This is a genomic window from Pseudarthrobacter sp. S6 (assembly GCF_050156575.1).
Classification (GTDB): Bacteria; Actinomycetota; Actinomycetes; order Actinomycetales; family Micrococcaceae; genus Arthrobacter.
In genome coordinates, this window is record NZ_CP189581.1 from 497,597 (window position 1) to 510,593 (window position 12,997).

Consider the following 12,997-nt stretch of genomic DNA (forward strand, 5'->3'; position numbering starts at 1 on the left):
GTGCCGGGTCCGGTTTTTGCCGTCCCGGCGGGCTGAATCGGATTTTGGGCGTGGCTGAAGGGCCCCGGGGTCGCGGGGCGGGGCGTGGGCTTCCACTGATCCCGTTGGTTTTCTTCTTTCCTGCTCGTTCGTTGACGGGGGCAGCGGTGTCAGGTCCGCAGCAGGTGTGCGGGGCGGTTCGCGGCTGCGGCGATTCGGCTGATCGCTTCGAGCAGTGCGGCGATGAGGGGTTTCTCCGGTGCGGCGTCGGGCAGCAGCAGGTGGTTCCGGCGGGCGCGGGTGATGATCTTCCCGGCGGTAGCGAAGAGCCGGTAGCGCCAGCGTTTGATGTCCCAGCCCCTTGCTTTGTGGCCGTCGGGCAGGGCGGTGAGCTGGAGCCAGGAGACCAGGTTCGCGGCCAGGACCGCGAGGTTCGCCCAGGCCTGGTTCGCGGCGAAATCGAAGAACGGGAGCTTGCCCAAACCTGTATTCTTCAGCGTCTTGATGCGGTTCTCGGCCCGGCCGCGGGCCCGGTGCCGGGCGTCCAGGAACGGTCCGTGCCAGCGCGGGGCATTGGTCAGGAACGCTGTCACACGGTGACCGTCGATGTCGAGCAGGGTCGGGGTCGCACCGGGGTGCAGCGGTTCGGCGCGCAGGAAGATCTTCGTCCCGGGCGGGTAGTCCTCGAGCGGGATCACCTGGGTGGCGTTGATTACCCAGGCATCGTCGCGTTCGTTGCCGTCCTGGTCCAGGGCCGGCTGCCAGTATTTCTTGTCGTTGATCCAGGCGATCATGTGGGCCTTGCCGACCGGCACCGGGTACGAGACCGAGAACTGCACGCCTCGCGAATGCAGGTACCAGAGGAACTTCCGGGACGCGCCGGCGCTGTCGGTGCGGACCAGGATCTTCTCCCCGTCCAGTTCCTCGTCTTCACCGTAGAGGGAGTCGGGCAGGACGGCGATGGCGGCCTCGAAGATGCGGATGTGGTCCTCGGCGTTGTTCGCTGTGGCCCCGCCGTGGCGCATCAGCACCGCGAGTTCCTCCCCGGTGCCTCGGCCGGAACCGTAATCGATGCTGGCGGTGAACGGGGCGAATCCGAACCCGCCCTTGTAGTTTCCGGTGGCTCGTTCCTTCTCGGAGTGCGAGGTCACCAGTGTGGCGTCGAGGTCGATGAGGAGCGGGTCCGCGGCCGTGGCCTTCACCGCCGGGCTGCGGTCACCCGCGGCTTCCCAGGCCCGGGTCCGCAGTTCTTGGGCCAGGGTCGAAAAGCCGTAATCGAAAACGTCCGGGTTCTTCACGGTGCGTTCGAAGAACCGCGAGACTGTCGCGTTCGAGGGCACGTTGCCGAACACGCCGGGCTGGGAGCGCAGGATGTCCAGGTCGGAGGCGTGCTCGCCGCCGGCGGCGAGCATCACCGCCAGCGACCCGAGTAGCCTCCCGGGCCGGTGCGAGGCCATCGCGGGGGCGAACTGCCCGAGCCGGTCCTCGCACAGATCCCGGAACCCGAGGGCGTCGATGAATGACGTCAGGATCCTGGCGCCGGCATGGGAAACCAGCGACTGGCCGGTGAAAGTGACCGGGACGGATGGGAAGACCTTGGTAGGCTGATGCATCGAAAAGGTGCTCCTTCAAGACACGGAAATAACGGCGTAGACACCCCTATTTTCCCTTGTCAGAGCACCTTTTCGTGTCTTAAACACACCCCTCAGCCCAACCCCGATGAAAACCCCGGGCTAGGCCCGAAAGTGTGACACGCGCAATGGTGGCGCCGCGGGTGTAAGCCAAAATGCCGCCGTCGTTAATCTTCTGTTCACCTATGCCCGCCCATCCCGTTACCTGCGGCCCATAAATTCATTGAAGGTACAAAACGTACGCATCGCGCTGCAGGGCGTCTCCGGTCCTGCCGCTGCTGAATATCCCTGGAAGGGGTACATCTAGTGAAGGCACTCCGTTTCGGCCGCCACGCGGCTATCGCTGTAATCGCAGCCGGCGCACTCGCGCTCACCGCCTGCGGTTCAGACAACGCTACCGGCAACACGCCTGCAGGCAACCAGACTTCTGCCGGCCCCAAGGTCACCGGCACACTGACCGGCATCGGCTCGTCTGCGCAGGGCGCAGCCATGGACGCTTGGAAGACCGCTTTTGCTGCAGCCAACCAGGGTGCCACCGTGCAGTACTCCCCGGACGGCTCCGGCGCAGGCCGCAAGGCCATCATCGACGGTTCGGCCCAGTTCGCCGGCTCCGACGCTTACCTCAAGGATGACGAGCTGGCCAGCTCCAAGGCCAAGTGCGGCACTGAGGGCGCCATTAACATCCCGGTCTACATCTCCCCGATCGCCGTGGCCTTCAATGTCCCCGGCGTCACCGACCTGAAGCTGGATGCCGCCACCGTGGCCAAGATCTTCCGCGGCCAGATCACTAAGTGGAATGATCCCGCCATTGCCACCCTGAACGCCGGCGCCTCCCTTCCCGACCTGAAGGTCACCCCGGTGAACCGCTCCGACGACTCGGGCACCACGCAGAACTTCACTGACTACCTGGCCGCCGCTGCCCCCGAAGTCTGGACTGACCAGTCCGCCGGCATCTGGCCCGCCAGCCTCCAGGGTGAAAACGCCAAGGGAACCTCCGGCGTGGTCAAGACCGTTACCGACACCCCCGGCGCCGTGACCTATGCCGATGACTCCGCCGTGAGCGGCAAGCTGGGCGTGGCGCAGATCAAGGTAGGCGATTCCTTCACCAAGATCTCCGCCGACGCCGCTGCCAAGGCAGTTGACGCAGGCAAGCCGGTCGAAGGCCGCGGCGCCAACGACCTCTCCATCAAGCTGGACCGCAAGACCACCATCGCAGGCGCCTACCCGATCGTCCTGGTGTCCTTCCACGTCCTGTGCACCACTTACGACAAGCAGGAGACCGTCGACCTAGTCAAGGCCTTCGAGCACTACGTAGTTTCCGCTGAGGGCCAGAAGGCGGCTGCGGACTCGGCCAAGTCCGCGCCGCTGTCTTCCGGCCTCGCAGCCAAGGCCGCCAAGGCCATCGACTCGATCAAGGTCAAGTCCTAGTACCTGTCCCTGAACCACGTTCCCCGCCACGCCGAAAGGCGGGGCGGGGAACTTGGCTTTGTACGCTCGATTTAGGCACCACCCACAACCGAAGGGTCTGGAATGACCGCCACCCCCCTGAGCAGTTCCCAGGGCGCAGGCCGCGCCGGGGATAAGATCTTTTCCGGCGCCGCCCTTGCCGCCGGGTGCCTCATCCTCGCCGTCCTGTTCGGCGTGGCATTGTTCCTTGTTGTCCAGGCCATTCCGGCACTCACTGCCCCGGCTGCCGATATCCAGGGCGGCAAAGGCTTCTTCGCCTACATCTGGCCGATCGTTATTGGCACCCTCATTGCCGCCGTCATCGCCCTGGTGATCGCAACCCCCGTCGCCATTGGCGTGGCCCTGTTTATCTCGCACTTCGCCCCACGCGGACTCGCCGCCGGTCTTGGCTACGTCGTGGACCTCCTGGCCGCCATCCCGTCAGTGGTTTACGGCGCCTGGGGCGCGGCATTCCTCGCCAAGGAAATATCCCCGGCCTACAACTGGCTGGCCGGGAACATGGGCTGGCTGCCCATCTTCCAGGGCCCCGCCTCTGCCACTGGCAAAACCATCCTGACCGCAGGCATTGTGCTCTCGGTGATGGTCCTGCCGATCATCACTTCCCTGAGCCGTGAAATCTTCCTGCAGACCCCCAAGCTCCATGAGGAAGCCGCCCTGGCCCTCGGCGCCACGCGCTGGGAAATGATCAAAATGTCGGTCCTGCCGTTCGCCCGTCCGGGCATCATCAGCGCAGTCATGCTGGGCCTGGGCCGGGCACTGGGCGAGACCATGGCGGTTGCCCTGGTCCTCTCCTCCGGTGCCCTGACCGCCAGCCTGATCACGTCCGGCAACCAGACCATCGCCGCGGAGATCGCCCTGAACTTCCCCGAAGCCAGCGGCCTCAAGGTCAGCACGCTGATCGCCGCCGGCCTGGTCCTGTTTGTGATCACCCTGGGAGTCAACATGATCGCCCGTTGGATCATCACCCGGCACAAAGAATTCTCGGGAGCAAACTAAATGTCCTCCACTCTCACTCCCGTGCGCAACAAGCGTTCAGCCCTTACCAAGGGCCAGTTGCCCCCTTTTGCGCCGTATGTTGTCCTGGCACTCGCGCTCATCGTGGGCGCCGCGATCCTGGCCCTGATCGGTTTTAACGCTTTCGGCTGGGGCATTGTCTCGGCCATCCTCTTCACCGCCGGCCTGGTGGGCTGGAGCGTTGTTGTGGAGGGCTCCCGCAAAGCCAAGGACAAGCTGGCCACATGCCTGGTGGTGGGCTCATTCCTGGTCGCGCTTCTCCCGCTGATCTCCGTAATCTGGACGGTTCTGGTCAACGGCGTTCCCGGCCTGATCGCCCCGGGTTTCCTCACCAGCTCCATGAACGGCGTCACCGGCGCCTACGACAATAAAGCTGTCGAAGAGGGCGCCCCCGTGATCGGCGGCATCTACCACGCCCTGGTGGGTACGGTGCAGATGACGCTGGTCGCCACTGTCATCTCTGTACCCGTCGGCCTGCTGACCGCCATCTACCTGGTGGAGTACGGCAACGACGGCCGGCTGGCCCGCGCCATCACGTTCTTTGTGGACGTTATGACCGGCATCCCGTCCATCGTGGCCGGCCTGTTTGCCGCAGCGTTCTTCTTCGCCGTGGTTGGGCCCGGCACCAAAACCGGTGCCGTCGCCGCCGTCGCGCTTTCTGTCCTGATGATCCCCGTGGTGGTGCGATCCAGCGAGGAAATGCTGAAGATCGTCCCCAACGAACTGCGCGAAGCAGCCTACGCGCTGGGCGTGCGCAAGTGGCGCACCATCATTATGGTGGTTATTCCGACGGCGATCTCCGGCATCGCGTCCGGCGTCACCTTGGCGATCGCCCGCGTGATCGGCGAGACCGCGCCCATCCTGGTCACCGCCGGGTTTGCCACCAGCATCAACAACAACGTGTTCGGCGGCTGGATGGCCTCCCTGCCGACGTTCATTTACACCCAGATCCTGAACCCCACGTCGCCGGCAAACCCGGACCCGTCTTCGCAGCGGGCCTGGGGGGCCGCCCTGGTGCTGATCATCCTGGTGATGGTCCTGAACCTGGGCGCCCGGCTGATCGCCAGGATCTTCGCCCCCAAGACCGGCCGCTGAAAATTGTTCAGCTTGTGATTCCGGTCCTCCCGGCCAAACCATAGACTTCAATCCGTACCCCAGCAAGTGAAGGAACATCATGTCTAAGCGCATCGACGTCAAAGACCTGAACGTGTACTACGGCGATTTCCTGGCCGTGGAGGACGTCAGCATCAACATCGAAGCCAAGTCCGTGACGGCTTTCATTGGCCCCTCAGGCTGTGGCAAGTCCACGTTCCTGCGCACCCTGAACCGAATGCACGAAGTGCTGCCGGGCGCCCGCGTCGAAGGCGAAGTCCTTATGGACGGGGACAACCTCTACGGACCCGGGGTGGACCCGGTGACGGTGCGTTCGCAGATCGGCATGGTTTTCCAGCGGCCCAACCCGTTCCCCACCATGTCCATCCGGGACAACGTGCTGGCCGGCGTGAAACTGAACAACAAGAAGATCTCCAAGGGCGAGGCTGACGTCCTGGTGGAGAGGTCCCTTAAGAGCGCCAACCTCTGGAACGAGGTTAAGGACCGCCTGGAAAAGCCCGGATCCGGCCTGTCAGGCGGCCAGCAGCAGCGTCTCTGCATCGCCCGTGCCATTGCCGTGGAACCGCAGGTAATCCTCATGGACGAGCCGTGCTCGGCCCTGGACCCGATCTCCACGCTGGCCATCGAGGACCTCATCAACGATCTCAAGGATCAGTACACCGTGGTGATCGTGACCCACAACATGCAGCAGGCCGCGCGCGTTTCGGAAAAGACGGCGTTCTTCAACATCGCCGGCACCGGCAAGCCGGGCAAGCTGATCGAATACGGGAACACCCAGAACATTTTCAGCAACCCCACCATGAAGGCCACCGAGGACTACGTCTCCGGCCGCTTCGGCTGAGCTCCACCGCCGCCAAATGCGGCGTTGAAGGCTTGCCCTTAGGCAACCAATGGTGACAACGCCAGGGCCAGCACGAACGCCCCGGCCGCGGTTGCCGCGGGGGTAAGTACCCACAGCGCCAGGATCTGCATGACCAGCTTCCGGTTAGTGACTGAGAAGTGCTGGTTTTCGCCGGCCCCCAACACGGAAGCCGTCACGGTGTGGGTGGTTGAGAGGGGCCATTGAAGCGCGATCGCGCCGACAAACAGCATGGCGGCGCTGAGCGTCTGGGCCACGGAGCCCCGTAGCGGGTCCACCCTGGTGATCTTGTAGCCGATGGTGTGGGAGATCCGCCAGCCGCCAAAAAGTGTTCCGGCAGTGATCATCACGGCGGAAACCAGCACCGCCCACGGGGGGATAGTCTCGCCGTCGGAATAGCCCCCCGCGAGCAGGGCAAGCAGCAGTACGGCACCCACCCGCTGGCCGTCCTGCAGGCCGTGGCCGAATGCCACGGCACCGGCCGCGATGGCCTGGTTGCGGCGGAAGCGCTGGTTAATGACGTTCGGCTGGGCATACCGCGCGGCCCAGGTGACGGGGAAAACCAGCAGATATGCGCCAACGTAAGCGACAGCGGGCGAGAGCATCAGGGGCAGGAGTACCTGGAACAGCAGGGACTGGTCAACGCCGCCTACTCCCACCCCGCCCACGGCCAGGCTGGCGAGTCCGGCCCCGGCCAGCCCGCCCACCAGGGCGTGCGTAGAGGACGCGGGGATGCCGCGCCACCACATGATCAGTCCCCAGGCGCAGGCGCTGGCCAAGGCTGCCACCAGGATGCTGAGGCCGCTTGGGCCAGCCGGCAGGTGAATCCAGGTGTGGCTTATGACAACCACTGCGGTGGCGCTGATCAGGGCGCCCACGAAGTTGAAAAAGGCGGCCAGCAGCACTGCCACGCTGGGTGTGAGCGCCCGGGTGCGGACAGCCAACGCCACGGACGTTGAGACGTCCCTGAAGCCGTTGAGGAAGGCAAACGTTGCGGTCAACATCACCACAACGCCGAAAATCACTGCTGTCACGTCAGGATTCCTTGACGATGATGCTGCCTACCTGGGTAGCGATGCGGCGCATGTCCTTGGTGACTTCGACCAGCTGGTTGGCGACGTCGCGGTTACGGGAATACTGCGCCCACTTCATGTCCCGGATCATGTCCGCTACCCAGATCCGGTGGGTCCGTTCGGCGCGTTTAGCCAGCCTGAGAATCTCAATCCAGTAATCCTCGAGGTCGTCGAGGTTGTTGAGCTGGCGCATGGCGTCCACGGTGAGCTCGGCTTGCCGGCTGATGATCTCGAGCTGGTCTGCGGCGCGCCGGGGCAGGCGGTCAAGCTGATACAGGGACACAAGCTCCGCAGCGCCGTCCAGTTTCTCGAGGGCCTCGTTCAGGTATCGGGATAGAGCGTACATGTCTTCGCGGGGGAGCGGGTTCACAAAGCTCGTGCGCATGTGGGTGAGCAAGGCGAAATGCAGTTCGGCGGACTTGGCTTCGTGGTTGTGCATGTCGTCCACGAGTTTGGCGTGCTCAGTGGCGGGTACGCCCAGGATCTCTGCCATGGTGGCGCTGGCATGCACGATTTGCTGGGCCATCTGGGACAGCAAGGTCAGCCCTGCGGGCTCCTGGGGAAAAAGGCGCAGCTTCACGTTGGGATACCGGTCTCCGGGGATGTGCAGGGGTGGTGGGCCGCCCGCTTGTGACTTGACGCAGGCCAGCAACTGTGTTGATTCTAGCGGCCGTGGCCTGAAAACAGGCATAAAAATGGTGCCGAACCGGATACGCCTCTCGGCGGTAGGCCGCTCTAGGCGGCTAATTGTTGAAGCCCGGGGGTTTCGCGGCTCGACACCAGTTTCAGTGTTCTACGTTGCCTGGCCCAAGTCAACATTGACAGATCGGCGCCGGTGGTTCAGTCGAGCTCGCCCAGTCGCCAGGCATTCGCCGCGTGCTCAAGGTCCTCGGCGGTCTTCACGAGCTGGTGCGAGTTGCGCGTGAGCTTGCTCGCGTGGGCCTCGTTGCCGAGCTCGGCACCGTCGGCAATCGTCGCCTGGCCGAGCGCCACCACGCGGCAGAATGCGGCGGAACGCTCCAACGCGACGTCGAAATCGCCGTCGAACGCTCCGGAAAGAATGGCATCCGCCATGGCCCGCATTTCTTCGGCTCCAGGCGGTTCGGCGGCGCCGGCCACTACATGGGAGACCTGAGCGGTGTCCTTGCCCGCGCGGAAGTACACGGAGATCCGTTCCGGGTCCTGGACAGTGGCGGCGCGCAGGGCGTACAGCCGCCAGAGGGCGCCGGGCAGCGAACGTGCCGGGCTTTCGGCCCACATCTCCGCGATGGCCTCCAGGCCCTGCTCGTCCGTCAGCTTGACCAGGCGTTCGGTGATGACGGGATCGTCGCTGTCGCGTCCGTGGCGCACCAGAGCCTGGGCAGCGAGGTGGGCGGCCTCGGACACGCGCGCAGGATCCGGACCGCCTGCGAACGGCTCAAAGTCGATGGGGGCGAACGGCTTGGGCTTGTGATGCCGGTTGGCTCCGCCGTAGTGACTGGGTCCTGCTTGTTCGCTCATGCCCCCACGCTACTCCTGTGCCGCGCGGGAAATCGAGTGCTGTTCGCAGTCAGGATGCACCTTGCCAGCGCCGGTGACGCTGTGCGGAATACGGAACGTACGACGGCGGTGCACGCCTGCGTGCTAAACCCGCCCCGTGTGTGGGGTAAAGTATTCTACGTCCAGAAATGGACTGGGCTGATCGGTCGTTTGACGGTCAGCTGGGGCCTTTAGCTCAGTTGGTAGAGCATCGGACTTTTAATCCGTGGGTCGTGGGTTCGATCCCCACAGGGCCCACCCACGCAGAAGACCAGAGACACTCCGTCTCTGGTCTTCTGTCGTACAGCGGGAGCCTAATGTTCGAAATGAGTGTCCGGCGCACCGCCCGGCAGGCTGGCCAGGATGCCCTCGGCCACCTTGCGGAGCTTGATGTTCCGGTGGCTGGATGCCTTGGAGATGATGGCAATCGCGTCGGTGTAGGAACACCTGTTCTGCGCCATGATGACGCCGCAGGCAATATCGATGGACGTCCGGCTTTCCAATGCTGACTGCAGATCCGACGCCCTGGTGCTGGCCGACTGCAGCTCAAGGGCCAGCCTGAGGCCGCGGGACGCCAGGTCAGTGAAGCTGCGGGCCTCGGCGATCACGGGCAGCGGGAACGCCTGGGAGTCGGTTGCGAAGAAGGCGATGGCAGCCTCGGTGCCCTCATCAAGTGAAAGCCGAAGTCCCAGGACGCTGGCGAAGCCGGCGTCCTGGAGGTACGGCCTGTAGCGTGCCCAGCGAAAGTCGGAGCCCACGTGGTTCATGGCAGCGGTACCCGTGCCCGTGAGTGCGTCGGTCAGGGGGCCTTCGCCAGCCTCCGTTTCCAGCCGGGCCAAGGCTACAGGCCTTGTGCCGGTTCCCGCGGTGGCTCTGGCGCGTTTAACCCGGTTCAGGACCAGGGCACATTCGATGGGGGCCCCGGCGAGCTGGCTCAGCGCGGCCGCCGCGAGGTGGACTAGGGTCTCCAAGGAGTCGGGAAGGTCCGTCGAGCCGGTGACCAGATCGGGGATAAGCCCATCGGCCCCGAGCAGCCCGGAGGTGATCGCTTTCACGGCCGAGTCCGCGTCCGGATGACCGCCCGGTGCCGGGCTGGGTCTGCGGTCCGTGGTAGCTGCCGGCCCCGCAGGGGGGACTCCATGCTGGATGGCGGGCTGTGTCGGATGAGCAAGCGCCGGACGCCTGCCTGCCGACGAGTGCGCCGGGGACGCTTCGGAACGGGACTTCATGTCCGCCTCGCCATGGGTCACCGGGATCCGGCTGGCGGCGTGCGGTAGCTGTGAACAGTGGAGAATGGAGGGCCGGCGACGGCTGGGGGAGAGGCCTTGGTCTCGAAGACCTCCTCGTCGCCGGCCCCGCTTACTTCCCGTCCCCCTTGGGACGGGAAAGCGCGGTTGCCAGATCGTGTATTCATCCTTCTCACAACCCCCTGGTGAGACATCCAATCGAATGCGATGTGCGAGTCTGTGCTCCTAGTCGACGGTAGTTCGGACGCGTCCCCGGCGACCGCGTAATCGGTACTTGTTTTTCAAGTTAGGTATTACTTGTTTTTTCCGTCTACGCCAATCCGCGGATTGAAATTCTCTCCTCCGCCGAACTCCTTGACTCTGACGCAGACAGCGCCAAGAATTTGCATTCTATAACGTTGTAAATTCCTCAACAAAGGACTGACCGTGAGCACAGCAAGGCCGCCGGCAAAGTCACCATCGATCCGGCGTTCACTGTGGAACATTTGGGACGCTGCGTCTACACCGGCATCCTCGAGCCGGAGCACCCCACGGCGGACACGGACGGGTTCCGCACGGACGTCCTGGAACTGACCCGCGAACTCGGCGTTTCCACAGTCCGATACCCGGGCGGAACTTCGCTCGCCGCAGACACCGCCCGCGGCATGCGCATGGTCGATCCCGACTTGGGGCTGGTAGTCTGCGGCAGTTCGGCGCCCACCATGCCCACCTTCGGCGAGTGGGAGCGCGTGGTGCTGACTGAGACTGAGACCCACGACCACATGAAGTCGGGGAAGAAGTCCGCCAAGCAGGTCAACATTTCCTTTGACGAGTGGAACGTCTGGCACATGAGCCGCGCAGAATCAAAGTCGCCAACCGGCACGGACTGGCCGGTGGCCCCGGCGTTGCTGGAGGACAAATACACCGTGGCGGACGCCGTCGCGGTAGGCGATCTTCTGATCACGCTGCTGCGCAACACGGACCGCGTGCACGCAGCGAGCCTGGCCCAGCTGGTAAACGTCATAGCCCCCATCATGACCGAACCGGGAGGACTGGCGTGGAAGCAGACCATCTTCCACCCTTTTGCCCTCACCAGCCGCCACGCCGCCGGTACGGTGCTGCAGCTCGCCGTCAGCGGCGACACAACGGCGGACTTCGCTGCCCTGTCCGCGGCGGCAACGCTCGACGCCGACAAAGGCGAGGCAGTCATCTTCGCCGTGAACCGCTCGGTGACGGACGCCCTGACACTGGACGCCGCCGTCGCCGGCCTCGGCAGTGTCCGGGTGGTGGAAGCGGTCACCTACGCGAACAAGGACCCGCACTGGCAGGCGACGGTGGAGGACTCGACGTCGGTCCTGCCCGCGGAGAACGTGAGCGTCAACGCCAAGGGCGGCTGGCTCACCGCGGAACTCCCGGCGGTGTCCTGGTCCATGATCCGGCTGGCCCTCGATTCCTAGCCGCGGGAGGTGGAAAGATGAGGGCCATGGAACTGCATATCACCGGTGACCCGGCCGCCGACCAACTGCTGACCGATGACGCGTTCGCGCTGCTGACAGGCATGCTGCTGGACCAGCAGGTCACCATGGAATCCGCCTTTGCTGGGCCGGAGAAGATCCGGGCCCGGATCGGGTCCATTGCCCCGGCCGCCGTTGCCGCATATGAACCCCAGGCGTTCGTTGAGGTGTTCAAGGAACGGCCCGCGGTGCACCGGTTCCCTGGTTCGATGGCAGGTCGCGTCCAGGCGCTCGCCGAAACAGTGCAGCAGGATTGGGACGGCGACGCGACGCTGATCTGGACCAAGGGCGATCCAGACGGCGCGGAGGTGCTGCGCCGTCTGCAGGCACTGCCAGGATTCGGGGAGCAGAAGGCAAAAATCTTCCTTGCACTCCTCGGGAAGCAGCGCGGGCTGAGCGCCCCGGGCTGGCGCGAGGCCGCCGGCCATTACGGCCAGGAGGACGCCTTCCTGTCGGTTGCGGACATCGTGAGTCCTGAATCGCTCGTTAGGGTGCGGGCCAGCAAGCAGGCAGCAAAGGCGGCGGCCAAGGCTGCCAAGGGCTGACCAACCGTGGCAGTGACCATGAACGATGTGGCGCGCGCGGCCGGGGTGTCGTTGAAGACCGTGTCGAACGTGCTCAACGACTACGAGTTTATCCGGCCGGCCACCAGGCGGCGGGTCCAGGACGCCATCGCCGAACTGGGCTACGAGGCGAACCTGACGGCCCGCAGCTTGCGCTCGGGGAAGACCCGCATGCTGGGCCTGATGCTGTCCGACCTCGCGGCACCGTGCTACGCGGAACTGGCCTCGCGGGTGATGACGGCGGCGGAGCGGCGCGGCTACCGGGTGCTCGTGGAACAATCCGGCGCCCTGGAAGCCAACGAACTCGGTGCCCTGCAAGGTCCCCTGCGGCAGTTGACCGATGGCCTGCTGTTCACGCCCCTGGTCGTGGGGGCCGACGCCGTCGCCTCCCACCGCGGCACAAAGCCGGTGGTGCTGCTCGGCGAGCACATTCTGGATCCTCGGCTGGATCTGGTCACCATGAGAAACCGGGACGCCGCCCACGCCCTCACCGCCCACCTGCTGGCGGGAGGCCGCCGTCGTATCGCCGTGCTCGGCGCCCGGCCCGGCGAGTCCGCGGGCTCTGCCGGTCTGCGGCAAAACGGTTACCGGAGCGCACTGGAGGACGCCGGCGTCCCGTTTGACCCCGCATTGGTGGCACCCGGTGAATGGCGCCGCGACGGGGGAGCAGCCGCCGTCGCCGGCCTCCTGGAGCGCGGAATTCCGTTTGACGCCGTCTTCGGCCTGAACGACGCCCTCGCCTTGGGCGCCATGCATGAACTGCTCGTCCGTGGCGTGAAGGTGCCAAACGAGGTTGCGGTGGTGGGCTTTGACGATATCGAGGAGGCACGGTTCGCCTCGCCGTCGCTTACCACCGTGTCGCCCGGCATGGACGAGATTGCCGAACGGTCCATCGGCCTGCTGATCGACCGGATTGACGGGCTGGAATCGGGGGCAGGCGGGGTCCACGCGGAGGCGGGCTTCGTCCTGAAAATCCGGGATTCGGCGCCCTGAGGGCTGCCGCCCGACTATCGTTGGCTGCAACAGTCGTGCGCGGGGGC

General features: G+C 65.1%; 12 protein-coding genes and 1 tRNA gene. 8 read left to right on the forward strand and 5 right to left on the reverse strand.

The annotated features are described in order from the left end of the window. Positions 1-149 precede the first annotated feature (149 nt). A complete protein-coding gene (locus tag ACQCS0_RS02495; RefSeq protein WP_426940019.1) occupies positions 150-1,592 on the reverse strand; it encodes an IS1380 family transposase in 1,443 nt (480 codons plus the stop codon). A 324-nt stretch (positions 1,593-1,916) separates the two neighbouring features. On the opposite strand from ACQCS0_RS02495, the gene pstS reads away from it, so the two are divergent. The 4 genes from pstS to pstB all read left to right on the forward strand — a co-directional run bounded on the left by pstS (position 1,917) and on the right by pstB (position 6,045). Beyond that, complete coding sequence (gene pstS / locus ACQCS0_RS02500) at positions 1,917-3,038, forward strand: phosphate ABC transporter substrate-binding protein PstS (RefSeq protein WP_354156220.1); 1,122 nt, start codon at positions 1,917-1,919, stop codon at positions 3,036-3,038. Positions 3,039-3,140: 102 nt separating this feature from the next. Then, positions 3,141-4,073, forward strand: coding sequence for a phosphate ABC transporter permease subunit PstC (gene pstC, locus ACQCS0_RS02505; protein WP_354156219.1), 933 nt, complete (start codon positions 3,141-3,143; stop codon positions 4,071-4,073). Beyond that, positions 4,074-5,186 (forward strand): phosphate ABC transporter permease PstA, encoded by a 1,113-nt coding sequence (gene pstA, locus ACQCS0_RS02510; protein ID WP_354156218.1) that lies wholly within the window; start codon positions 4,074-4,076, stop codon positions 5,184-5,186. A gap of 79 nt (positions 5,187-5,265) precedes the next feature. Further along, entirely contained in the window at positions 5,266-6,045 is a 780-nt protein-coding gene (gene pstB / locus ACQCS0_RS02515) for a phosphate ABC transporter ATP-binding protein PstB (protein WP_354156217.1), read from the forward strand. A 38-nt stretch (positions 6,046-6,083) separates the two neighbouring features. Here pstB and ACQCS0_RS02520 read toward each other — a convergent pair whose 3' ends face one another. The 3 genes from ACQCS0_RS02520 to ACQCS0_RS02530 form a co-directional block, all read right to left on the reverse strand. Further along, on the reverse strand, positions 6,084-7,097 hold the full coding sequence (locus tag ACQCS0_RS02520; RefSeq protein ID WP_354223938.1) for an inorganic phosphate transporter: 1,014 nt from the start codon (positions 7,095-7,097) through the stop codon (positions 6,084-6,086). Position 7,098: 1 nt separating this feature from the next. Then, positions 7,099-7,716, reverse strand: coding sequence for a DUF47 domain-containing protein (locus ACQCS0_RS02525; protein WP_282329765.1), 618 nt, complete (start codon positions 7,714-7,716; stop codon positions 7,099-7,101). A 260-nt stretch (positions 7,717-7,976) separates the two neighbouring features. After that, positions 7,977-8,636, reverse strand: a complete 660-nt coding sequence (locus ACQCS0_RS02530; RefSeq protein ID WP_354156215.1) for a hypothetical protein — start codon at positions 8,634-8,636, stop codon at positions 7,977-7,979. Between the two features lie 203 nt (positions 8,637-8,839). Between ACQCS0_RS02530 and ACQCS0_RS02535 the strand changes: the two genes are divergently transcribed. After that, positions 8,840-8,912, forward strand: a tRNA-Lys gene (locus tag ACQCS0_RS02535). Between the two features lie 56 nt (positions 8,913-8,968). Here ACQCS0_RS02535 and ACQCS0_RS02540 read toward each other — a convergent pair. After that, complete coding sequence (locus ACQCS0_RS02540) at positions 8,969-9,709, reverse strand: ANTAR domain-containing protein (RefSeq protein WP_354223936.1); 741 nt, start codon at positions 9,707-9,709, stop codon at positions 8,969-8,971. Between the two features lie 668 nt (positions 9,710-10,377). Here ACQCS0_RS02540 and ACQCS0_RS02545 point away from each other — a divergent pair. Genes ACQCS0_RS02545 through ACQCS0_RS02555 form a run of 3 tightly spaced genes read left to right on the forward strand, consistent with a single transcriptional unit; the run spans position 10,378 to position 12,950 of the window. Then, the gene (locus ACQCS0_RS02545; RefSeq protein WP_354223934.1) at positions 10,378-11,337 is read left to right on the forward strand and encodes an alpha-L-arabinofuranosidase C-terminal domain-containing protein; all 960 of its coding nucleotides are present in this window, start codon (positions 10,378-10,380) and stop codon (positions 11,335-11,337) included. Between the two features lie 17 nt (positions 11,338-11,354). Continuing rightward, positions 11,355-11,939, forward strand: coding sequence for an HhH-GPD-type base excision DNA repair protein (locus ACQCS0_RS02550; RefSeq protein ID WP_354223932.1), 585 nt, complete (start codon positions 11,355-11,357; stop codon positions 11,937-11,939). 6 nt (positions 11,940-11,945) lie between these two features. After that, on the forward strand, positions 11,946-12,950 hold the full coding sequence (locus tag ACQCS0_RS02555) for a LacI family DNA-binding transcriptional regulator (protein WP_426940020.1): 1,005 nt from the start codon (positions 11,946-11,948) through the stop codon (positions 12,948-12,950). Positions 12,951-12,997: the final 47 nt, after the last annotated feature.